This is a genomic window from Microbacterium sp. Clip185 (assembly GCF_028743715.1).
Taxonomy (GTDB): Bacteria; Actinomycetota; Actinomycetes; order Actinomycetales; family Microbacteriaceae; genus Microbacterium.
Genome location: NZ_CP117996.1, coordinates 722,682 through 745,557 on the forward strand (window position 1 = coordinate 722,682; position 22,876 = coordinate 745,557).

The 22,876-nt window shown below is 69.9% G+C and carries 18 protein-coding genes and 1 tRNA gene; 10 read left to right on the plus strand and 9 right to left on the minus strand.

Annotation, left to right across the window (positions count from 1 at the left end):
* The first annotated feature begins 1 nt into the window (after nucleotide 1).
* Entirely contained in the window at nucleotides 2–1,336 is a 1,335-nt protein-coding gene (locus PQV94_RS03500) for a glycosyltransferase (RefSeq protein ID WP_274287415.1), read from the plus strand.
* An 85-nt stretch (nucleotides 1,337–1,421) separates the two neighbouring features.
* Here PQV94_RS03500 and PQV94_RS03505 read toward each other — a convergent pair whose 3' ends face one another.
* From PQV94_RS03505 to PQV94_RS03530, 6 genes are all read right to left on the minus strand, one after another.
* On the minus strand, nucleotides 1,422–4,451 hold the full coding sequence (locus tag PQV94_RS03505) for an alpha-mannosidase (RefSeq protein ID WP_274287416.1): 3,030 nt from the start codon (nucleotides 4,449–4,451) through the stop codon (nucleotides 1,422–1,424).
* A gap of 25 nt (nucleotides 4,452–4,476) precedes the next feature.
* Nucleotides 4,477–5,364, minus strand: a complete 888-nt coding sequence (locus PQV94_RS03510; RefSeq protein WP_274287417.1) for a carbohydrate ABC transporter permease — start codon at nucleotides 5,362–5,364, stop codon at nucleotides 4,477–4,479.
* Nucleotides 5,361–6,290 carry a carbohydrate ABC transporter permease gene (locus tag PQV94_RS03515; RefSeq protein WP_274287418.1) on the minus strand — a complete coding sequence of 310 codons (930 nt, stop codon included), beginning with the start codon at nucleotides 6,288–6,290 and terminating at the stop codon, nucleotides 5,361–5,363. The genes PQV94_RS03510 and PQV94_RS03515 overlap by 4 nt, the downstream gene beginning before the upstream one ends.
* Before the next feature lie 4 nt (nucleotides 6,291–6,294).
* A complete protein-coding gene (locus PQV94_RS03520; protein WP_274287419.1) occupies nucleotides 6,295–7,656 on the minus strand; it encodes an extracellular solute-binding protein in 1,362 nt (453 codons plus the stop codon).
* Between the two features lie 105 nt (nucleotides 7,657–7,761).
* Nucleotides 7,762–8,979: an ROK family transcriptional regulator gene (locus tag PQV94_RS03525; RefSeq protein WP_274287420.1), complete on the minus strand. Its 1,218-nt coding sequence runs from the start codon at nucleotides 8,977–8,979 to the stop codon at nucleotides 7,762–7,764.
* A 110-nt stretch (nucleotides 8,980–9,089) separates the two neighbouring features.
* A complete protein-coding gene (locus tag PQV94_RS03530) occupies nucleotides 9,090–10,001 on the minus strand; it encodes a Bax inhibitor-1/YccA family protein (protein ID WP_274287421.1) in 912 nt (303 codons plus the stop codon).
* Nucleotides 10,002–10,168: 167 nt separating this feature from the next.
* On the opposite strand from PQV94_RS03530, the gene PQV94_RS03535 reads away from it, so the two are divergent.
* From PQV94_RS03535 to pntB, 6 genes are all read left to right on the plus strand, one after another.
* Nucleotides 10,169–11,155, plus strand: a complete 987-nt coding sequence (locus PQV94_RS03535) for a glycerophosphodiester phosphodiesterase family protein (RefSeq protein WP_274287422.1) — start codon at nucleotides 10,169–10,171, stop codon at nucleotides 11,153–11,155.
* Nucleotides 11,156–11,204: 49 nt separating this feature from the next.
* Nucleotides 11,205–12,152, plus strand: a complete 948-nt coding sequence (locus PQV94_RS03540) for an ABC transporter ATP-binding protein (RefSeq protein WP_274287423.1) — start codon at nucleotides 11,205–11,207, stop codon at nucleotides 12,150–12,152.
* Complete coding sequence (locus PQV94_RS03545) at nucleotides 12,149–13,192, plus strand: ABC transporter permease (protein WP_274287424.1); 1,044 nt, start codon at nucleotides 12,149–12,151, stop codon at nucleotides 13,190–13,192. Before PQV94_RS03540 ends, PQV94_RS03545 begins: the two co-directional genes overlap by 4 nt.
* 34 nt (nucleotides 13,193–13,226) lie before the next feature.
* Nucleotides 13,227–14,192 (plus strand): arsenic resistance protein, encoded by a 966-nt coding sequence (locus PQV94_RS03550; protein ID WP_274287425.1) that lies wholly within the window; start codon nucleotides 13,227–13,229, stop codon nucleotides 14,190–14,192.
* A 110-nt stretch (nucleotides 14,193–14,302) separates the two neighbouring features.
* The gene (locus PQV94_RS03555; RefSeq protein WP_274287426.1) at nucleotides 14,303–15,841 is read left to right on the plus strand and encodes a Re/Si-specific NAD(P)(+) transhydrogenase subunit alpha; all 1,539 of its coding nucleotides are present in this window, start codon (nucleotides 14,303–14,305) and stop codon (nucleotides 15,839–15,841) included.
* Nucleotides 15,838–17,238: a Re/Si-specific NAD(P)(+) transhydrogenase subunit beta gene (gene pntB, locus PQV94_RS03560; RefSeq protein WP_274287427.1), complete on the plus strand. Its 1,401-nt coding sequence runs from the start codon at nucleotides 15,838–15,840 to the stop codon at nucleotides 17,236–17,238. The genes PQV94_RS03555 and pntB overlap by 4 nt, the downstream gene beginning before the upstream one ends.
* Here the strand turns inward: pntB and PQV94_RS03565 are convergent, their stop codons facing one another.
* Complete coding sequence (locus tag PQV94_RS03565) at nucleotides 17,239–18,222, minus strand: GTP-binding protein (RefSeq protein ID WP_274287428.1); 984 nt, start codon at nucleotides 18,220–18,222, stop codon at nucleotides 17,239–17,241.
* Between the two features lie 77 nt (nucleotides 18,223–18,299).
* Here PQV94_RS03565 and ykgO point away from each other — a divergent pair, with 77 nt between their 5' ends.
* Nucleotides 18,300–18,422, plus strand: coding sequence for a type B 50S ribosomal protein L36 (gene ykgO / locus PQV94_RS03570; RefSeq protein ID WP_137416250.1), 123 nt, complete (start codon nucleotides 18,300–18,302; stop codon nucleotides 18,420–18,422).
* Nucleotides 18,423–18,449: 27 nt separating this feature from the next.
* On the opposite strand, the gene PQV94_RS03575 is transcribed toward ykgO, so the two are convergent.
* Nucleotides 18,450–19,262: an SDR family oxidoreductase gene (locus tag PQV94_RS03575; protein WP_274287429.1), complete on the minus strand. Its 813-nt coding sequence runs from the start codon at nucleotides 19,260–19,262 to the stop codon at nucleotides 18,450–18,452.
* An 82-nt stretch (nucleotides 19,263–19,344) separates the two neighbouring features.
* On the opposite strand from PQV94_RS03575, the gene PQV94_RS03580 reads away from it, so the two are divergent.
* Nucleotides 19,345–19,986: a TetR/AcrR family transcriptional regulator gene (locus PQV94_RS03580; protein WP_274287430.1), complete on the plus strand. Its 642-nt coding sequence runs from the start codon at nucleotides 19,345–19,347 to the stop codon at nucleotides 19,984–19,986.
* Nucleotides 19,987–20,043: 57 nt separating this feature from the next.
* Here the strand turns inward: PQV94_RS03580 and PQV94_RS03585 are convergent.
* Nucleotides 20,044–20,119 (minus strand) — tRNA-Met (locus tag PQV94_RS03585).
* 292 nt (nucleotides 20,120–20,411) lie between these two features.
* Between PQV94_RS03585 and PQV94_RS03590 the strand changes: the two genes are divergently transcribed.
* Complete coding sequence (locus PQV94_RS03590) at nucleotides 20,412–22,838, plus strand: ATP-dependent helicase (RefSeq protein WP_274287431.1); 2,427 nt, start codon at nucleotides 20,412–20,414, stop codon at nucleotides 22,836–22,838.
* Nucleotides 22,839–22,876: the final 38 nt, after the last annotated feature.

The window sequence follows — 22,876 nt, forward strand, 5'->3', positions numbered from 1 at the left end:
CGTGAACGGCGCGCTCGAGGGTGTGACCGCGCTCGTGCTCACGTCGCGACTCATCCCCGGACTCGACGGCGGCTACACGGTCGCGACGCTGCAGCGGGCGCGGCTGCTCGCCGACGCGGGAGCGCGAGTGCACCTGCTCAGCGTCGACCCCGGCACGCCGGGCGACCACGCCGCGCACCGTGAGGCCTTCGTCGCCGCCGGCGCCGCCGCGTCCGTCGAGGCGTTCCGCAATCTCTTCGACGACGCCGCAGCCGACCCCGGATGGCTGATCGCCGCCGCGACACCGGGTGCGGCCACCCCCGATGTCGAATACCGCGAGATCCGGGATGCGGCGGGCCGGCCCCTGCTCGCGCTGCCGGTGATCCCCGGTGACCCCGACTGGCACCTCACACAGGCGGCGGTCGTCGTGCACGCGCCGGACGGCGACCGCATCCTGCCCGGCTTCGGCGGGCTGTACCGTGCCTGGCTCGCGCACGTCGTCGCCGCGCTCGCGCAGCAGGTCGTGCTGTTCTGCGAGTCACGCCAGCTCGGCGAGCTGCTCGCGGATGCTCCGCCGGCGGGCGTGCGGATCGCGCACACCATCCATACGACGCATCTCGGCGCACCCTACGCTCCCGACGCGCCGGTCAACGATCTCTGGCGACGGTGGTTCGCCGTCGCAGACCGCTTCGACGCGGTGCTCTGGCCGACCGCCCAGCAGCGCACCGACGCCGAGGAGCGGTTCGGTGCGCATCCGGGGGCGACGGTGCTGCCGAACGCCGCGCCTCCCGTCGTCGACGAGCCGGCACCGACCGACCCCCACCGTGTCGTCATGCTGGGGCGTCTCGCGCCGGGAAAGCGCATCGATCAGGCCGTTCGGGCGTGGCGGCGCGTCGTCGCCGCCGTGCCGGAGGCGCGGCTCGAGATCTGGGGCGACGGGGCGCTGCGCGCCGATCTGCAGCACCTGATCGACGAGCTCGGGCTCGCCGCATCCGTCTCGCTCGAGGGGCGCAGCGAGGCGGGGCCCGCGCTCTTCGACGGCGCGGCGCTCATGGTGCAGACGACGGCGTTCGAGGGTCAGGGGCTCGCGGCGCTCGAGGCCATGAGCCGCGGCGTTCCGGTCGTCTCGTACGACGTGCGCTACGGCCCCCGCGACCAGCTCGGCACCGGCGGCGGCGTCCTCGTCGCGGACGGCGACGAGGAGGCGTGGGCGGACGCCGTCATCTGCGTGCTGCGCGATCCCGCCGCGCGCGAGCGACTGTCTCGCGCCGCGCTCGCGCGTGCCGCCGACTTCGCGCCCGATCGCATCCGCGACGCCCTCGCCGCTCTCGTGCGCCGCATCCTCGCCCCGCGCTGACGCACCTGGGCTCCCGCCCGGCCCCTCCCGTCGTCGCGGTCGGCGCGCCCCGGCCGGAGCCGGAGGGGGAGGGGAGGGAGGACGGTCAGGTGCGGGAGAAGCGCAGCGTCACGATCTGGAACGGGCGCAGGGCGAGCTCGGTGCCGCCGGCATCCGTCGCGACCAGCGCGCTGGCGGACACCTCGCGTTCGAGCAGATCCGTCTCCGTGACGCCGCGGTGCTCGAACCCGGCCGTGACGGCCGTGCGGATGCGGCGGCCGAGCGACTCGTAGAGCCGGACGATCACATCGGAGCTGCCGTCCTCGGCGAGCTTGACCGCCTCCACCACGACGGACGGGTCCGACACGGTCACGATCGGCGCGATCCGGGCCGCCTCGGATGAGGGGACGACGCGCTCGGGGAGATTGATGCGGTACCCCTCGACGATCGCGTCGTGCACCTCGGCGCCGACCACGATGCCGACCTCGAGGTGGTGCGGACCCTGGTCCTGCTGCGGGTCGGGGAACAGCGCGCCGCGGATGATCGACAGGCGCACAGTCGAGGACGTGCCCCCGTCCTGCCGGGGCTGACGAGTGATGTCGTGCCCGTACGTGGAGTCGTTCACGACGGCGACGCCGAACCCGGGCTCCGCCACATGCACCCAGCGGTGTGCGACGGTCTCGAAGCGGGCCGCATCCCACGACGTGTTCGTGTGCGTCGGGCGCACGATGTGCCCGAACTGGATCTCGGAACGCGCCTGGTCGGTGTGCACATCGACGGGTACGGCGAGCTTCAGCAGCTTCTGCTGCTCGTGCCAGTCGACGTCGATCGCGAGCCGCACGGTACGTGAGCCCGCGTCGAGGGTGAACCGCGTCTCGAGCGTCGAGGCGCCGAAACAGCGGCGCACGACGACCGCGTCGCCGTCGATGTCCACCTCGTCCGCCTCGACGAGGTCGGTGACATGGCGGCGGTAGTGCTCGTCGATGTCCCACGCATCCCACTGCGTCGGGGTGTCGCGGTGCAGCTGGAACAGCGCCGCCCGCTGAGCGGGGGGCAGGCTCTCGCGCCCCGTGCGCAGGTCGACGAGGGAGGCGATCATCCCGTCCGCATCGATGCCGACCCGCACCAGCTCGTTCTCCAGGACGAATCCGGATGCGGTCGCCACCGGCGTCACGGCGACGGAGGAGGCAGCGGCGCCGGCGCCGAGAGCAGGGACGTCGCCGCGGGCGTGGGGCGCCGCGTTGACCCGCAGGGTGCGCGTGCCGGTGCCGGCCAGCGCCCGCAGGCTGCGATCGATGATCTGCTCCAGCTCGGCGGCGATCGCCGCGTAGTTGCGCTCGGCGTCGCGGTGCACCCACGCGATGGAGGAGCCCGGAAGGATGTCGTGGAACTGCTGCAGCAGCACCAACCGCCACAGGCGCTTGAGGTCCGCCGCGGGATAGTCCGCGCCGGTGCGAACTGTGGCGGTCGCGGCCCACAGCTCGGCCTCGCGCAGCAGGTGCTCGCTGCGCCGGTTGCCCTGCTTGGTGCGCAGCTGACTCGTGTAGGTGCCGCGGTGGAACTCCAGATACAGCTCGCCCGCCCACGTCTCGGGGCTCGTGTACTCGCGCTCCGCCGTCTCGAAGAAGCGCGCCGGCGTGGAGTGCTCGACGAGGGGCGCGCCTTCCAGGGAGCGCGTGCGGGCGATCGCCGCCGTCATCTCCGCTGTCGGGCCGCCGCCGCCGTCGCCGTACCCGTAGGGCAGCAGCGACACGTTCGTGCGGCCTTTGTCGGAGAAGTTGCGCTGGGCGTGTGCGAGATCGTGCGCGGACACGTCGGAGTTGTACTTGTCGACCGGGGGGAAGTGCGTGAACACCCGCGTGCCGTCGATCCCTTCCCAGAGGAAGGTGTGGTGCGGCATCCGGTTCGTCTCGTTCCAGGAGATCTTCTGCGTCAGGAACCACTTCGACCCCGACGCCCGGATGATCTGCGGGAGCGCAGCGGAGTAGCCGAAGGAGTCGGGCAGCCACACCTCGGGGGTCTCGATGCCGAACTCCTCCAGGAAGAAGGTCTTGCCCTCGAGCAGCTGACGAGCCATGGCCTCGGCGCCGACCATGTTGGTGTCGGATTCCACCCACATCCCTCCGACGGGGATGAACCGGCCCTCGCGCACGCGAGCGAGCAGGCGCTGCCAGAGTGCCGGGTAGTGCTCCTTCATCCAGGCGAACTGCTGCGCGGAGGAACTCGCGAACACGAAGTCCTCGTCCTCGTCCATGAGCGAGAGCACGTTGGAGAAGGTGCGCGACACCTTGCGCGCGGTCTCTCGGACGGGCCAGAGCCACGCCGAGTCGATGTGCGCGTGCCCGACCGCGTGCAGGGTGTGCGCACTCGCGTGAGCCGGCCGCGCCAGGAGCGGTTCCAGAACGCGTCGACCCGCGGCGACCGTCGTGCTCACCGCTTCGGGATCGACCGCATCGACCATCCGATCCAGCCCCTCCAGGATCTCCGCGCGGCGTGCGGATGCGGGATCGAGCTCGTCGGCCAGCGTGCGCAGCATGACGGTGTCGGCCAGCAGCTCCTGCACCCCGATGTCGCGGAGCGCGATATCCACCGCGCGCAGCACGTACGACGGCGAGACGCCGGCGGTCGCGGGGTCGCCGAGGTGCGTGGGCTCGAACGTGAACAGGCTGCCGACGTCGGGGTTGGATGCGGCCTCGATCAGCACGTCCACGTGCCCTGCCGCGTCGACGGCTGCGGGTACGGCCGTGTTGAAGGGCGAGATCCCCTTCATCGGCGCGCCCGAGCGATCCCACACGAGCGCCTCCGCCTGGAACCCGCTCTGGCCTGCGGTGAAGCCGAGGTCGACGACCAGTTCGACGCGGGTGTGCTCGGGCAGTCGGCCTTCGGCGTCGCGCCACGGGGCGGGGACGTCGCCCGTGACGGCGAACCATGTCGTACCCCACGGACGGCCCCAGGGTGAGCCGACGGTGAAGGGCGCGTACGGCGCCGCGGCGGCGACGTCGAAGGCGACGGGTTCGCCCGGTGCCTCCCACGCCGACACCGACAGTGGCTGGCGTGCCCGGTAGAGCGCTGGCTGCAGGCGTTCACGGATGAAGCGGTCGATGCGCAGCAGGATGAGCGCAGAGCGGTCGTGCATAGTGGGGATTCCTTGATGGTCGGGGTCAGCCCTTGACGCCGCCGGCGAGGGCGAACGAGCTGCCGGTGATGCGCTGCATCACGAGGTAGAGGACGAGGATCGGCACGGAGTACAGCAGCGCGAATGCGGCCAGCTGCCCGTAGGCGACGGCTCCGTGGTTGCCGAAGAACGTGAAGATCGCCACGGCCGCGGGCATCTTCTCCGAGCTGAACAGGAGGACGAAGGGAACGAAGAAGTTTCCCCAGGCCTGCGTGAACACGAAGATGAAGACGACGCCGATGCCCGGTCGCATGAGGGGGAGCACGATCTGCCCGAGGGCCCGCATCGCGGATGCCCCGTCGACCCAGGCCGCCTCTTCGAGCGACACCGGTACCGAGTCCATGAAGTTCTTCAGCATCCACACGGCCATCGGCAACGATGTCGCGGACATGAACAGCACGACGCCCACGAGCGAGTCGAGCAGCTTCATCTGCACGAACATCGCGTAGACGGGGACCATGAGCGCGGTGATCGGCAGGCACGAGCCGAAGAGCACGCCCGAGAGGAAGCTGCGCTGGAAGCGACTGTTGAAGCGCGACAGCGGGTAGGCGGCGAGGATGCCGACGACGACCGTCAGCGTTGCGGTGCCGAAGGAGATCAGCGCCGAGTTCGCCAGGGGGACGAGCGTCTGCGAGACGTTCAGCACCGCGGCGAAGTTGTCGAGCGTGAGCGCATCCGGAATCGAGATCGAGACGGTGGCCGACGGATCCAGCGCCGAGAACACGATCCAGGCGATGGGGATGAGGAAGGCGGCGCCGATGACGATGAGGACGAGATCGGCGAGCAGCTTCACCCGCCGTCGCCGCGGAGAGGCGACGCTGAGGGCTCCCGTGCGGTGCCGCCCGCGAGTGACGATGGCGCTGGTCGCCGTCATGACTCCACCTCCGGCTTGAGGATCTTGATGTACAGGGCGGCGAAGACGGCCCCGAGCACGATCGTCACGGCGGCGATAGCTGTGCCGTAACCGACCTGCGCGAAGCGGAAGGCCTCCTGGTAGGCCAGCACCGGCAGGGTCGAGCTGCGGGTGCCGGGCCCGCCTCCGGTCATCACCCAGATCAGACCGAACGTGCCGAGGGTCTGAAGGGTGGTCAGCATGAGGTTGGTCGCGATCGAGCGCCGGATGATCGGCAGGGTGACGAGGAAGAAACGCTGCACCGTGTTCGTGCCGTCCAGCTGCGCGGCTTCGTCGACCTCCGGCGGGACCTCGCCGAGTGCGGCGTTGTAGACGAGCATCGAGAAAGCCGTGCCGCGCCAGATGTTCGCGAGGATCACCGACAGCATGGGGTAGTCGATGAGCCAGCTCACACTGCCCAGCCCCATCGCGTTCAGCGCAGAGTTGAGTGTGCCGTCGGAGGAGAAGAACGCGTACAGCGCGAAGGCCGCGACGATCTCGGGCAGCACCCATGCCACCACGACGAGGGTGCTGACGATCGAGGAGACGATCTTCGACGAGGCACGCAGCAGCACCGCGAGTGCGAGGCCCAGCACGTTCTGGCCGATGATCGCCGAGAACAGCACGAACACGACGGTCAGCAGCAGGGAGTTCCAGAAGTCCGCATCGCCGAACAGCGCGACGTAGTTGTCGAGGCCGATGAACTGGGGGCGTGCGGCGCGGTAGCCCGTGAGCGCGGAGTTCGTGAGCGATCCCCACAGCGCGAAGACCATAGGGCCCACGAGGAAGACCGTCAGCAGGACGAGCGCGGGGAGGAGGGGCGTCGACTGCGAGATGGCGCGCAGGGTGTTCCGCCTGCCCCCACGCCCGCGAGGGCGTGAAGGCAGGCGGGCGGCGGTGATCGTCATGCGATCAGTCGCCCTGCTTGGTGCCGGAGGCGCCCACGATCTTGGTGACGTCGGCGTCGTAGTCGGATGCGGCCTGCTCAGGTGTCTTGTCGCCCGTGATAACCGACTCGGCCGCCTGCTGCAGCGAGCTCGAGATCTGCGAGTAGTCCGGCGTCGCGGGGCGGAAGTGCGTGTACTGCACGAGGTCCGAGAAGAACTTGAACGTGGGGTTGTACGAGAGGTACTCGTCGGAGGTCGCGACGTCGTCGCGCACCGCGATCTGGCTGTTCTCGGTGTCGTACTTGAGCGAGTTCTCCTGGTTGAGGGCCATCGCGATGAAGTCGAAGGACGTCTTCGGGTGCTTCGACTGCGAGCCGACGGCGAGCGTCCAGCCGCCCGACATCGAGGTGAAGCCGGGGTCGCCGCCGTCCTGCGTCGGCATCTTGGCCAACCCCATCGTCTGCTGCCACTCGGGCCAGGCGTGGTCGCCCTCGATCCAGCCGCCGGGAAGCCACGAGCCGTCGATCGCCATCGCGAGCTTGCCCTGCGGGATCAGTTCCGTCGACACGCGGCTGCCGATGGTCGGGTCGAGTGCGAGATCGAGCGGCGTCGCGAGCGACTCGGAGTAGAGGTCCTTATAGAAGCCGAAGGTGTCCTTGAGTCCGGCCGAGCCGGTCACCCACTTCTGCGCGTCGGTGTCGTAGAGGGTGGAGTCGGTGCCGTAGAGCAGCATCTCGATGCCCTGCATCGACGCCTGCTCGCCTGCGGCCTTGCTGCCGTAGATGTTGAGCGGGATGACGTCGGGGTTGCTCGCCTTGATCTTGCGAGCGGCATCGAGGATGTCGTCCCAGCTCTCCGGCTGCCAGTCGGTCGGCAGCCCCGCGGCGGCGAACAGTGTCTTGTTGTAGTAGATCCCGCGCGTATCCGTCCCCATGGAGACGCCGTAGGTCTTGCCGTCGTCACCGAGTCCGGCCTGCTTCGCGGCGTCGTAGAACTGGTCCCAGTCCGCCCAGTTGTTCACGTAGTCGTCGATCGGCAGCAGGTATCCGGCCGCCGCGTCGGAGCGGATCTGGAAGGTGTCTTCGTAGATCACGTCCGGGGCGGTGTCGGGCGAGCCGTTCATGAGGGCGAGTTTCGTGAAGTACTCGTCCTCGGACTCGATGGGCTGGAGGTTGACGGTGACGCCGGGGTTGGCGGCCTCGAACTCGGGCTTGACCTTCTTGAAGAGGTCGTCCAGCTGATGGAAGGCCGACGTCTTCTGGTAGGCGACCGTGATCGTGCGCTCGCCGCTCTCGTCCGCGGTGGACGGCGACGCCGCGCTGCACCCGGCGACGATGAGCCCGGCCGCCGCGAGGGCGGCGAGGGCGAGGGGACTCCTGTGACGCATTCCTGCTCCTTTGCTAGGGCTGAGCGCCATCCGGGCGCCGCGCGGAGTAAATCTATCAAATGGAGTAATCGCGTCAAGTCTCGATTTCACAACAGCGGTGAGAGCTCAGCGGGTGATGAGCAGATCGGATGTGCGGGCTGTGAACGCGCCGTCCAGCAGCAGACAGGCCGCGCCTACGGCGGCCGCATCCGTTCCCAACCGCGACTCGCGCAGGCGCAGCGGTCGCATCGTCCGCACGGCCGGATCTGCGGCGACGAAGGCCTGCAGCGGCTCGCGCAGTACGGGTGCGAGGCGCGCCCAGACCGGGCCCGCCATGATCGCGACGCCCGCGTCGAGCAGGTTGTCGATCTGCACGAGCCCGCGGGCGAGCCGCTTGGCCGCCCGCTCGATCGCACCGAACGCGCGCGCGTCGCCGCTCTCGGCGAGCAGGCGCAGTCGGTCCAGTTCGGGACGAGGATCCACCGGGACATCGGCTGCGCGCATGCCCGGCTCCCGGATCCCGGCCTCCGTCAGCACGGACGCCGGTTCGAGCGCGATGCCGAGACATCCGGGCATCCCGCACTCGCAGAGCGGGCCGTCGCGGTCGACGGTCAGGTGGGCGATGTCGCCCGCGTTCCCGGTGGCGCCGCGTACCGGGGTGCTCGCGACCGCGAGGCCCGCCCCGATGCCGGCGCCGTAGTAGAAGAAGATGGCGTCGCCGACGTCGTCGCTGCGATCCAGCCACAGCTCGCCGACGACCGCCGCGGTGACGTCCTTCTCGACGACGACGGCGAACCCCGTCGCCGTCGCGAGTTCGCCGCGGATGTCGACGCCGTGCCACGCGGGCAGCAACGGCGGGTTGAGGAACCGCTCGGACTCGAGCGGTCCCGGGGCGGCGACGCCGATGCCGAGGATGCGCTCCACGTCGATGCCGGAGCGGGCGATGATGTCCGAGACGGCCGCCGCCATCGACGCGATCAGTTGGGTCGTCTGCATCGATCGCGCGGGGGGATGCTCCGCCTGCGCGATGACGGTTCCGGCCATGTCGACGAGGACGATCGTGTCGACGGCCGGGTCGAGATGGATGCCGATGGCGTAGCGGGAGCGCGGATTGAGGGCGAGCAGCGTGCGGGGCTTGCCGGGGCCGGAGATCACTTTGCCCGCCTCGACGATGAGGCCCTGCGCACTCAGGCGCCGGGTCACGTTGCTGAGGGTCTGCGCCGAGAGCCCGGTCTGCTCAGACAGCTCCACGCGGCTGAGGCCGTCGCGCGAGCGTCGGATGATGTCCAGCACCACCGTCTGGTTGTACGTGCCGACGGCGGGCAGGTTCGAGCCTCTTCGCACCGTCGCTCCTCTCCCGCCTGCTGCTGCGACTTTACTCCGGGCGGCAAGCCGGACCCGGAGCCAACGACGAAGGGCCGCCCCGAGGGGCGGCCCTTCGAAGCGCTGCAGCGCTAGTTGTTGCCTCGGAGGATCGCGATCATTCGCAGGATCTCCAGGTACAGCCACACGACCGTGACCATGATGCCGAAGCCGCCCATCCAGGCGAACTGGCGGGGAGCGCCGTTGCGCACGCCCTGCTGGATGGAGTCGAAGTCGAGCACCAGCGAGTACGCGGCGAGGATCACGACGAACACGCCCAGGATCAGGCCCAGCGGAACACCGAAGATCAGCTGGCTGCGCAGGCCGAACATCTGGCCGGCGGGGAAGACACCGAAGAGCATCAGCACGACGTTCAGCAGGCTGAACACCAGGTAGCCGACCATCGCGATGAGGAAGATCTTCGTGGCGCGCTTGGAGGCGCGGATCTTGCCGCTCGCGAACAGGGCGAGAGTGACGCCGACGACGGCGACCGTCGCGAGGGTGGCCTGGATGACGATGCCGGCCCACTGCACCTCGAAGAACGCCGAGATGCTGCCGACGAAGATGCCCTCGAACGCGGCGTAGGCGAAGATCAGCGCGGGACGCACCTTCTTGCGCGAGGTGAAGATCACGACGAGCGAGAGCACGAAGCCGACCAGCGCCGAGATGATCATGGGCGCGACGACGAGGGTCGTGGCCTCACGCGGCAGCAGCGTGCCGCCGAGGGTGACGAACCATCCGGCGACGGCGCCGATCAGGAGAACCGCGAAGAGGGCGGCGGTCTTGTGGACGGTGTCCTCGACGGTCATGCGACCGGTGTCGGCGGCGCCGGCGGGCGGGGCGGCGAACGCACCCTCGAGGCCGGCCTGCTGGCCGGGCGTCACCGTCGACGCGGGGGGCGGGGTCAGGCCGATCCCCGCCGCGTTGGAGCCACCGGGGTAGCTCTTGACGGCGCGGGGGTCCTGGAATGCAGGGTTGTTGAACGCGGGGTTGGACGAAGCCATCGGCAGGGTCACACTCCAGAGTCAGGTGGCGGCACGGTGCCGCAAACCCACGATATCCCAGTGTTTCCGCGGGTGGGGAGGGTATCGCTGTGAGTGAACTTTGAGCCGGACACGAGCACGCCGCCGCCGGCATATGAGGCGAGCGGATGCGGGTTAGCCTGGGCGCGATGTCTCCTCTCGTGATCGGCCACCGCGGCGCACCCGGCTATCTGCCCGAGCACACGCGTTCTTCCTACGAACTCGCCATCGCTCAGGGGGTCGACGCGTTGGAGCCGGACGTGGTCGCCACGCGGGACGGCGTGCTGGTGATCCGGCACGAGAACGAGATCTCCGACACCACCGATGTCGCCGATCGCCCCGAGTTCGCCCACCTGAAGCGCACGAAGCAGTTCGCGGGCCACTCGATGACGGGCTGGTTCACCGAGGACTTCACCTGGGAGGAGCTGGCGACGCTGCGGTGCCGGGAGCGACTGCCCCTCATCCGCCCGCAGAGCCGTGCGCACGACGACACGGAACCGATCCTGCGCCTGATCGATCTGCTCGAGATCATCCGCGCCGCATCGCGGCCGATCGGCCTCGTGCTCGAGATCAAGCACGCCGCGTACTTCCAGGCGATCGGCCTCGACCTCGTCCCGCTTCTCGAACACGACCTGACACAGGCGGGCTGGCTGGACGCGGGTGCGCCGCTGATCTTCGAGTCCTTCGAGCCGACCGTGCTCACGACGCTGCGCGAACGCGGCGTGCCGGGCACCTACATCCACCTCATCGAGGCCGAGGGCTCACCCGTCGACCTCCTCGTGGACCACGGCTCCGACGCGCCGACCTACCGGGACATCGTCTCGCCGCGAGGCCTCGACGCGCTCGTCGGCAGGTTCGACGGGATCAGCCTCGACAAGAAGCTGATCCTCGCGCCCAACGCCCTCGGGCGCATCACGCGTCCCGCTCCGGTCGTCGCCGAGGCGCAGCAGCGTGGCCTGCGGGTCTTCGCCTGGACGGCCCGACCGGAGAACCGGTTCCTGTCCCGGCAGTTCCGCGTCGGCGGCGAACCGGCGCGTTTCGGCGACTACGAGGGTGAGTGGGAACTGCTGCGCGAGGCGGATCTCGACGGGATCTTCGTCGATCACGCCGACCTCGGTGTCGCGTTCTTTCGTTGATCGAGAGTTTCCCGTGCGAGCGACTGCGGCCGCCCCCTAGTGTCGGAGCATGACCTCGACCGGCATCGTCGCGAGTGACGTCACCCGTTCCTTCGGCCCGGTGCAGGCGGTGAGAGGTGCGACGTTCGTCGCCGAACCGGGGCGTGTGACCGGGCTCGTCGGGCCCAACGGCGCCGGCAAGACCACCCTGCTGCTCATGCTCGCGTCGCTCCTGCGTCCGGACTCCGGCGCGATCAGGATCCACGGCATCGATCCCGTCGAGGATCCCGCTGCGGCGCGCAGCGTCCTCGGCTGGATGCCGGATGCTCTGGGCGCGTGGGGCGCGTTGACCGCGCGCGAGACGCTCGTCATGACGGGCAGGCTCTACGGCATGACGAAGGCGGATGCGGCCGCCCGCGCCAGTGCGCTTCTCGACCACGTCGGGCTCGGGCCGCTCGCGAGCGCGCCGGCTCGGGTGCTCTCGCGCGGACAGAAGCAGCGCCTCGGCCTTGCCCGCGCCCTGGTGCACGACCCACAGGTGCTGCTTCTCGACGAGCCGGCATCCGGACTCGATCCGCAGGCGCGTATCGATCTGCGGCGGCTACTGCGCGGTTTCGCCGCGGCGGGGCGCACCGTGCTCGTCTCGAGCCACGTTCTGGCCGAGCTCGAGGAGCTCGTGGACGACGCGGTCTTTCTCCGCGACGGAGCGTCCGTCGCCGCGCCGAGCGCATCGGCGGCGGTGCGTCCCTGGCGTCTGCGCGTGTGGGGGGAGCCGCCGACGCCCGTCGCGTTCGCTGCGGCGCTCGGCCGGCGCCCGCAGGACATCGGGCGGGACCGGGACGCCTTCGTCGTCGGGTTCGCCGGCGAACAGGACGCCGCGCAGGGGCTGCGCGCCATCATGGATGCCGGCATCGCCGTGACCGAGTTCGCCCCCGCCGTCGGTCGTCTCGAGCAGGCGTTCATGGATCTCTCCGACCCGGCGACCACTCGCCCTGCATCCGAGGAGGAGGGCGCATGAACGCGTCGCGACTGTGGACGATCACCGTCCTGGAGCTGACCCAGCGGGTGCGGTCTGTGGCCTGGTACGTGCTGCTGGGCGTCTTCGCCGTCATCCTGCTGGGCGTGACGGTGCTCTCCTTCCTTGCCTTCGGGATGTGGTCGGGCAGCGACGGGCCCGGCGGCGCGATCTACTCGGTCATCGTCTACATGGTGCTGCTGCTGGTACTGCTGGTGGCGCCGACGGTTGCGGGCAACGCCGTGAACGGCGACCGGGAGTCGGCGACCCTGGCGGCCGTCCAGGTGACGCGGGCCACGACCGGCGAGATCGTGTTCGGAAAGCTCCTCGCCGCTTGGATCACAGGCCTCGCCTTCCTCGCCGTCGCCGTCCCGTTCCTGATCGCCGCGACGGTCGCCGGCGGGGTCGCACCCGTGTCGCTCGTGGTCTCGTTGCTCGTGCTCATCCTCGAGATCGGCATCTTCGCCGCGATCGGCGTGGGGCTCAGCGCTCTGCTGGCCCGGCCGCTGTTCTCTGTGGCGTCGACCTACCTGGTCATGGCCGCGTTCGTGGTGGGCACGCTCATCGTCTTCGGTCTCGGCGGTATCGCCACGCGCACCGAGGTGACTCACTCGACGCGGTGGGGCACGGAGTACGACGCGAGTGGCGGGGTCGTCTCGTGCAGCCCGTGGGAGACCTATACGACCGAGGTGCCGCGCTTCGATCGGGTGTGGTGGGCTCTGGCTGCCAACCCGTTCGTCGTGATCGCCGACGCGACCCCGACGGTCTACGACCGCAACGGGTATCCGCAGGACCTCTTCGGGCAGATCGCCTCGGGCGTGCGACTGGCCCAGATCGCCCCGGAGACCGAGGTGCGCACCGACGGGTGCGAGAACCCCGAGCAGCCCTACCCGAGCACCGAGGAGCAGACGGCGGGACTCGCGCCGAGTTGGATGGTGGGGCTCGGCGTGCAGCTGCTGGTGGCCGGTCTGCTGTTCTGGGGCGGCTACCGCCGCACACGGACGCCGGCGCGGTCGCTGCCGCCGGGCACCCGCGTCGCCTGATCGGGGCGCCGCCGCGATACGGCAGGCTTGTCTCGTGCGCGGATGGGGGGAGTGGGCCGAGCGGCACCAGGTCGTGCTCTACCTGGCGGCGATCGCGGTCGGTGCCGTCGTCGGCCTGACGTCGCCCGCGAGCGCACCGGTGCTCGAAGCGGCGATCACGCCCGCACTGGCCGCGCTCCTGTACGCGACGTTCCTCGCGGTCCCCTTCGCGCGCATCGGGCAGGCGCTGCGCGACCGGCGCTTTCTCGTGGCCGTCCTCGCGCTGAACTTCGTGCTCGTGCCGATCGTGGTCTTCGCCCTCTCGCGTCTCGTCGCGCACGACGCGGCCCTGCTCGCGGGGGTGCTCCTCGTGCTGCTGACCCCCTGCGTCGACTACGTCATCGTCTTCGCCCACCTCGCCGGCGGTGCGAGGGAACGCCTGCTGGCGGCGACGCCGCTGCTCATGCTCGCCCAGCTCGTGCTCCTGCCGGGCTACCTCTGGATCATGGCGGGTCCCGACCTCGTCGGTGCGGTCGAGCCCGGTCCGTTCGTCGAGGCGTTCGGGCTGCTGATCGCGCTGCCGCTCGCGCTCGCCGCGCTCACCCAGCTGCTGGCGCGCACCCTCCGGCCGATCCGCCTCGTCGAGACCGGAGTGCTCGGGGCGATGGTGCCGTTGATGATGGTCGTTCTCGCGATCGTCGTGGGCTCGCAGGTGCACGCCGTGGGGGAGCGCCTCAGCAGCCTTGCCGGCGTCGTGCCCCTGTTCATCGCGTTCGCCGCGCTCGCCGCCCTGCTGGGACTGTTCACGGCGAGGTCCGTAAGGATGCGCAGACCCGAACGGATCGCGACGATCTTCAGCGGGGTGACCCGCAACTCGCTCGTGGTGCTTCCCCTCGCGCTCGCGCTGCCCGCATCCCTCTCGCTCGCCCCGCTCGTCGTGGTGACGCAGACGCTCGTCGAGCTCTTCGTGATGGTCGTGCTCGTGGCGCTGTTGCGGCGGCGCGCGGCTCGCGCACGGTGACCGCGACGGATTTCGCACGGTCGTGATGCTGGTGCGAACCGGGGTCCGCATGCTCGGATGAGTGCAGCGGCCCGCCGCGTCCCCACCGCCCCCGCACGAGGAGTCGCCCCATGACCCGCATCGGCATCGTCTCGGAGGGTGACGGTGAGAACCGTGTCGCCGCCACCCCGCAGACCGTCGGCAAGCTCATCGCGCTCGGTTACGAGGTCGTCGTCGAAGCGGATGTCGGCTCGCGCGCGTCGTTCCCCGACGCGGCCTACCGCGACGCGGGCGCGGTGATCGGAGACGCAAGGGAGACGTGGGGCGCCGACGTGGTGCTCGGCGTCGACGCACCGCGGGAGGACGAGATCGCGCGGCTGCGTTCCGGCGCGGTGCTCATCACGCAACTCTCGCCGGCGTTGAACCCCGCATTGGTCGACCGCTTGGCGGCGCAGGGCGTGACGGCCCTCGCGATGGACGCGATCCCCCGCATCTCGCGCGCGCAGTCGATGGACGTCCTCAGCTCGATGGCCAACATCTCCGGTTACCGCGCGGTGGTCGAGGCGGCGAACGAGTTCGGTCGCTTCTTCACCGGTCAGGTCACCGCTGCGGGCAAGGTGCCGCCGGCCAAGGTCCTCGTCGCCGGTGCGGGTGTCGCGGGCCTCGCGGCCATCGGGACCGCATCCAGCCTCGGCGCCATCGTGCGCGCGACCGACCCGCGCCCCGAGGTCGCCGACCAGGTGCGCTCGATCGGCGGGGAGTACCTCCCCGTGACGGTGTCCGCGCAGACGGTCTCGAGCGACGGCTATGCCCGCGCGACGAGCGAAGAGTACGACCGTGCCGCGGCGGCGCTCTACAGCGCGCAGACGGCCGAGGTCGACATCGTCATCACCACCGCACTGATCCCCGGGCGCGCCGCGCCGCGGCTGATCACGGCCGCGGATGTGGCCGGGATGCGGCCGGGCAGCGTGATCGTCGACATGGCCGCAGGGCACGGTGGCAACGTCGAGGGCTCGGTCGCCGATCAGCGCGTGGTGACCGAGAACGGCGTCGTGATCCTCGGCTACACCGACCTGGCGGGGCGCCTGCCCGCACAGTCGTCGCAGCTCTACGGCACGAACGTGCTCAACCTGCTGCGCCTGCTCACGCCCGGCAAGGACGGCGCTTTCGTCCTCGACCTCGACGACGTCGTGCAGCGTTCGGTGACCGTGGCTGCGGGAGGCGAGGTGCTCTGGCCGCCGCCGCCCGTCGCCGTATCCGCGGCACCCGTCGCGTCGCCGGCGCCGGCCGCATCCGTCGCCGAACCGCCGCCGCCGCGGCGCGGGCGGAAGCTCCTGCTGCTCGCGCTCGCCGCGCTCGCCCCGTTCGCGGTTGTGACCTTCGCACCTGCCCCGCTCCCGCAGCACATGACCGTGCTCGCGTTGTCGATCGTCGTGGGCTACTACGTGATCGGCAAGGTGCATCACGCTCTGCACACCCCGCTCATGAGTGTGACCAACGCCATCTCGGGAATCATCGTGGTCGGCGCGCTCACACAGCTCACGGTCCCCGAGCCGGTCGTGCAGATCCTCGCCGCTGCCGCCGTGCTGCTGGCGAGCATCAACATCTTCGGCGGCTTCGCTGTCACCCGTCGCATGCTCGCGATGTTCTCGAAGGGGACGAACCGATGACCGCTGCCGCCGTCGCCGGTGCCGCTTACCTCGTCGCGGCACTCCTTTTCATCCTCAGCTTGGCGGGGCTGAGCCGTCATGAGACGGCGCGCGCCGGCGCCGCATCCGGCATCGCCGGCATGGCGATCGCCCTGGTCGCGACGGTCGTCGTCACCGTCACGGGTGCGTTCTCGTCCGGTGCCGCAGCCCTCGGGCTTCCCTTATTGGTGGCAGCGGTCGCGGGGGGAGCGGCGATCGGGCTCTGGCGCGCCCGGTCGGTGGAGATGACCGGTATGCCCGAGCTCATCGCTCTGCTGCACAGCTTCGTGGGCCTCGCTGCCGTGCTCGTGGGCTGGAACGGGCACCTGCACGACGGCGGACTCACCGGCGCGCTGCGCGACATCCACCACGGCGAAGTGTTCGTCGGGGTGTTCATCGGCGGGGTGACCTTCACCGGGTCGCTCGTCGCGTACCTCAAGCTCTCGGGCCGGATGCCGTCGAAGCCCCTCATGCTGCCGGGGCGCAACGTGCTCAACCTCGGCGCGCTGCTCGTGTTCGCCGCACTCACCGTCTGGTACGTCATCACCCCGACGCTCGTGCTGCTGGTCGCGGTGACGGTCCTCGCTCTGGCGCTCGGCTGGCACCTCGTCGCCTCCATCGGCGGCGGCGACATGCCCGTGGTCGTCTCGATGCTCAACAGCTACTCCGGCTGGGCCGCAGCCGCGGCGGGATTCCTCCTCGACAACGACCTGCTGATCATCACCGGTGCTCTCGTGGGATCGTCCGGTGCGTACCTCTCGTTCCTCATGTGCAAAGCGATGAACCGCTCGCTGCTGGCTGTGATCGCGGGTGGCTTCGGCGCCCCGACCGCATCCGGACCGGCCGCCGAGGCGGGCGAGCATCGCGAGACGGATGCGGAGTCGGTGGCCGAGATGCTCGCCGACGCCGACAGCGTCGTGATCGTGCCGGGGTACGGCATGGCCGTCGCGCAGGCGCAGTACCCGGTCGCCGAGCTCGTCGAACGGCTCCGGGCGAAGGAGATCGAGGTGCGATTCGGCATCCATCCCGTCGCCGGGCGCCTGCCCGGACACATGAATGTGCTCCTCGCGGAGGCGAAGGTGCCCTACGACATCGTGTTGGAGATGGACGAGATCAACGACGACCTGGCGCAGACCTCGGTCGTGCTCGTGATCGGCGCCAACGACACCGTAAACCCCTCCGCAGCCGAGGATCCCTCGAGCCCCATCGCGGGGATGCCGGTGATCCGTGCCTGGGAGGCGCGCCAGGTCGTCGTCTTCAAGCGCTCGATGGCATCCGGCTACGCGGGCGTCGAGAACCCGCTCTTCTTCCGTGAGAACACGCAGATGCTGTTCGGAGACGCGAAGCAGCGCGTGGAGGACATCCTCCGCGCGCTCTGATCACGCCTGGACCGGCCACGACGGCAGGGGGTCGGCGAACCGCTCCCAGGCTTCGGGGCCCGCATCCATCTCCGCATCCGTCAGCGCGGCGGCGTCGAGTGCTCGCGCCACCGCGCCCGCGTTCAGGTCGAGTCCGGTGATGGCGATCTCCTGCCCGATGCAGCTGTAGGCGTCGCGCGTGTGGAGGGGGTCGAGCCACATGGCGGAGCCGACCTGTTCCCAGCGCGCGAGCATGCCCTGGCGGGTCGCCAGGCGGCAGAAGCCGACCGAGCGCAGGACGAGTCCCCAGCGGCGGGCGTCGATCTCGTCGTCGAGCGCGCGAACGAGGCGCTCCGGGTGGAAGGGGCGGAGCTGCTCGTAGCGGAAGGTTGTCACGCGGCGATCCGTCATGTGCGGATCGTGCTCGTCGTCCAGCATCCGCACCCATCCGGCGCGTTCGCCGGCGGGGATGCCGGTGTCCATCGTGAGCGCCGCGCGCACATCCTCGTGCGGCTCCCGTGTGAGACGGATGCGGGCGAGGGGGTTGAGGTGAGAGGCGAGCGCCATGAGCATCGCGAGCCTCGCCGTGTCTACGCCTTCCCAGTTGACGAAGGCGATGAGGTGCGCACTCTCGATGAAAGCCGCCGCCTGCCGCGCACGGGCGCCGTGGTCGCCCCGGTCGTCGCCCGGCGGCGCGTCGTCGCGCAGCGCCGAGCCGTCGCGCAGGTCCTGGATCATGTGCGGCGCGTCGATGACGCACACCAGCACGGGCGGGATGTCGAACGCGCCGCTGAAGTGCAGCGGGTCGAGGTCGGTCGCGCAGTCGAAGAGCGCGAGCTCGTCGCGCCCGCCGGCCCAGAAGCCCTGGGGGCGATGCGACGTCGTGTGCCTCGGTCCGCCGTACGCCCAGACCAGGCGGCGGCCGAGTGTCGCGGCGGCACGTTCGGCGAAAAGGTGGCGTTCGGGTGCGCACACCCCGGTGACGGCGACAGGGATCGATTCCATGCCGGTCCTCTCCAGTTGCTCGGGCGGAGCACCCAGCATAACCTGTTGTTGAGAACCATTATCAATAAGGAGTCGCTGTGAAAGTGCGTGCCTCGCTCAAATCCCTGAAGAACCAGCCCGGCGCCCAGGTGGTGCGTCGGCGCGGAAAGGTGTTCGTCATCAACAAGCTGAATCCGCGCTTCAAGGGGCGGCAGGGCTGAGGGGCGGGCGGGGCGCGTCTGCGCTCGTCAGGCGCGCATCGACGCGACGGTACCGCCGTCTACGAGCAAATCCGTGCCGGTGATGAATGTGGCATCCGGTCCGAGGAGGAAAGCGACGGCGGCGGCGATGTCATCGGGCGTGCCGATCCTGCCCGTCCCCGACCCCTCGATCATCGCCCGCATCCCGTCACCCGCGGGGCCGGCCAGTTCCTGCTGGCCCATCGGGGTCGAGATGATGCCGGGGCTCACCGTGTTGACCCGGGCTCCCCTGTGACCCCAGGTCACGCTGGCCGCGTGCATGCGGGTCTGGTTCGCGCGCTTGGCGAAGCTGTAAGCGTCCGTCGGGGTGATCCCCGAAAGGAAGGGCAATGAGCCCAGGCGATCCGTCGGAGTTTCTTCGAGCGCGCGATCCTGCTCGGGTGTGATCTGCGCCAGCTGGCCGGCCATGCTGGCGATGACCACGCCCGCGCCGCCGGGGGCGATCACCTCGCCGAAGGCGTCGAGGGTCATCGCGACCCCGACGAGGTCGACGGCAATGATGGCCGGGGCAGATGCCTGCACAGGGGAAAGGCCTGCGGTGTGCGCGAGCTGCATGATGGGGCCCATCTCCGCCGCGGTCGCGGCCAGCGCCCGCACCGAGGCGGCGTCGGACACGTCGACCGCACGGGTCTCCACGGAGAAGCCGTCACCGCGTAGCTCTGCGGCGACCGCATTCAGTCCCGCCTCGTTGAAGTCCGCCAGAAGTACTCGCTTTCCGCTTCCGAGTCGACGGGCGATTGCTCTGCCCATGCCGCCGACGCCGACGACGACCAGTACTGGCATTCCACTCGACTCGATCATGCGTGTACTCCTTGGATCAGCGATTACGAGACGAGCGTCTCGTAATCGATCATCGTAGTCCTCCCGCTCATAAGCTGGGGCTGTGAATCACGAGTCGGGAAGCGGCCCGATCGAGACCGCCGGGTCGGTCTCGGGAGTTCCTCGGCGCGTCGGACGGCCGCGGAGCGAGAAGGCTCACAGAGCGATCCTGGAGGCTGCGGCGGCGTTGGTCGCCGAAGTCGGATACGACCGACTGTCCATCGAAGGCGTCGCGCAGCGAGCGGGCGTCGGCAAGCAGACCATCTACCGACGCTGGCCCTCGAAAGGCGCGCTCGTCGCGGCCGCGACGCTGGAGGGAGTCGTGTCGCCGCGGACCACGCCGGTGCCCCATACGGCGGACATCGCGTCCGACCTGCGGAACTGGCTGGATGAGCGCGCTGCCTCCTGGGCCACCTCGCACGAGGCATCGTTGATCCGCGCGTTGGCGGCGGCCGCGGCGGACGATGCCGAGACCGCAGCGCAGCTCTACCGCCGCCTGACGGGGCCCGAGCGCGACGCCGTGATCGCACGGCTGCGGGTTGGTCAAGAAACGGGCGAGATTCGAGCGGATGCGTCAATCGACGCCGCGGCCCTCGCATTGATCGGCGGATTGCTCTATGTCGTCCTCGCGCAACACGAACCCGTCACGCTCGAGACGGGAAGCGCTCTGCTCGCTGTGGTCCTCGACGGGATCCGGGCCGTCTGAGCGGGAGCATTCCTGCGCATCCGTTCTCGGTCGTATCGATGCTCATGGCCCGGAAAGTGGACGCGACGGCGGGAGTCGAACCCGCAACGCTTCCGGGTATGAACCGGAGCCCGGGACCACCCGGATCGCCGCGATGCCTCGACGCTAACCCGGGGCTCCGACCCGCGCCAGTGGATGTCGCAAGATGACCCTGTGCGTCACCGCGTCACGCGACCGCGGGGGCGGAGCACGGCCCTCGGCGCCGCGCGGACTGCGACATCTGCACGATCGGTGGGGCTGGTGTTGCGGGCTGAGGCGGATGTGGCGACCCGCCCGTGATCGGCCGTGCAGATGTCGCAGCTCCGGCGCGGGTAGCCCTGCCGAAAGGGCAGGCGCGACCGTTGGCCCGGGCGGGTGTCGGCGGTCGCGCCTAGACTTGGAGGGACATGACCGACGCCTCCACGCCCCTCATCATCGGCGGTGACGGCGCTCGCCCCGCCGGCGATTCCGCACGTCCCGACGCCGACCTCCTCGCCGGCCTCAACGGCCCGCAGCGGGAGGCCGTGATCTACCGTGGGCCGGCGCTGCTCATCGTCGCCGGCGCCGGCTCCGGCAAGACCCGCGTGCTCACCCACCGCATCGCCTCGCTGCTGCGCTCGCGCGAGGCGTGGCCGAGCCAGATCCTCGCCATCACCTTCACCAACAAGGCGGCGGGCGAGATGCGCGAACGCGTCGAGCAACTCGTCGGCGACAGTGCGCGCGGCATGTGGATCTCGACCTTCCACTCCGCGTGCGTGCGCATCCTCCGCCGCGAGGCGCAGCAGTTCGGGTTCACGAGCTCATTCACGATCTACGACTCCGGCGACTCGCGGGCGCTCATCAAGCGGCTTGTGAAGGAGCACGAGGCCGACGCGTTCGGTCTCACGCCCGCCGCCGTCCAGAGCCGCATCTCCAAGCTCAAGAACGAGCTGCAGGATGCGGAGGGGTACGCGCGTCAGGCGAACATGAGCGACCCCGCCGAGCGGGTGTTCGTGGAGGTCTTCGGCGACTACCAGCGCGCACTCCGCCGGGCCAACGCGTTCGACTTCGACGATCTCATCGCGCAGACCGTCTTCCTCTTCCGCGCGTTCCCGCAGGTGGCCGACACCTACCGCCGCCGGTTCCGCCACATCCTCGTCGACGAGTACCAGGACACCAACCACGCGCAGTACTCGCTCATCCGTGAGCTCACGCGCCCTGTGTCGGGCGAGGGGGAATCGTATTCCGCGGGCGGCATGATGATCTTCGAGCCCGACAAGGCGCCCGAGGTGGAGGCCGCATCCCTCACCGTGGTGGGCGACTCCGACCAGTCGATCTACGCCTTCCGCGGCGCCGACATCCGCAACATCAGCGAGTTCGAGCGCGACTTCCCGGGCGCGAAGGTCGTGCTGCTCGAGCAGAACTACCGTTCGACCCAGAACATCCTCTCCGCCGCCAACGCGGTCATCCGCAACAACTTCGACCGACAGGACAAGAAGCTCTGGACGGATGTGGGTGCGGGCGAGCTCATCGTCGGCTTCACCGGCTACTCGCAGCACGACGAGGCCCAGTTCGTCGCCGACGAGATCGAAAAGATCCACCGCGCAGGCACGGCCTACTCCGACATCGCCGTCTTCTACCGCACCAACTCGCAGTCCCGTGCGCTGGAAGAGATCTTCATCCGGTCGGCGCTGCCCTACAAGATCATGGGCGGCACGAAGTTCTACGAGCGCGCCGAGATCAAGGACGCACTGGCCTATCTGATCGCCGTCGCCAACCCCGCCGACGAGATGGCGGTGCGCCGCATCCTGAACAAGCCGCGTCGCGGCATCGGCGACGTCACGGAGACGGCCATCGCGCGCTTCGCGGAGGACAACCAGATCACCTTCCGCGAGGCCCTCGCCTCGCCGGAGGCGCTGGGCGTCGGACCGAAGATCCAGGCGGCGATCGCGCAGCTCGACCGGGTGCTCATCGAGGCGACGGCGCTGCTGCTGCCCGAAGGGCAGGATGCGCCGCCCACCGCGGTCGCCGAGGCGCTGTCGCTGCTGCTGAGCAAGAGCGGCTACTCCGACGCGCTGCGTGCCAGCCGTGACCCGCAGGACGAGGCCCGCCTCGAGAACCTCGACGAGTTCGTCGCCGTGGCGCGCGAGTTCGCCCGCAACAACCCGCAGGGCACCATCAGCGACTTCCTCACCGAGGTCGCGCTGGTCGCGGACGCGGACGACCTCGACGACGCGTCCGGTTCCGTCTCCCTCATGACGCTGCACACCGCGAAGGGTCTCGAGTTCGACGCGGTCTTCCTCACGGGGGTCGAAGAAGACCTCATTCCGCACCGTATCTCGGCGAACGAGCCCGGCGGCCCCGCCGAGGAACGTCGCCTGTTCTACGTGGGCGTCACCCGGGCGCGCAAGCTCCTCCACCTCACCCTCGCGATGACCCGCGCGCAGTTCGGCGAGGTCACGGTCGCGATGCCGAGCCGGTTCCTGCAGGAGATCCCGACCGAGCTCATCGACTGGCGCCAGTCTCCCGGCGACGTCAACTCGCGCGGCGGCTCGCAGTCGCGCGCCCTCAACGCCCGCCGTCCCGGCGGGTGGGGCTCGCGCCGCGACGACAACCCGCCGCTGCTGCCCAAGTCGACCTCGCTCGAGCGCTTCGCGAACAAGATCCCCGCGAAGGTGCGCGACAACAGCGAGCTCGAGCTGGCGGCGGGCGACCGCATCCGGCACGAGGACTTCGGCGAAGGACGCATCGACGCGGTCACGGGCGAGGGGGCCAAGCGCATCGCGCACGTGCGCTTCGACAGCGCCGGGGCCAAGAAGCTGCTGATCAAGATCGCACCGATCGAGAAGATCTGAGTCACACCCCGGCGCGCGCGGCGCCGCGCGGTTAGGCT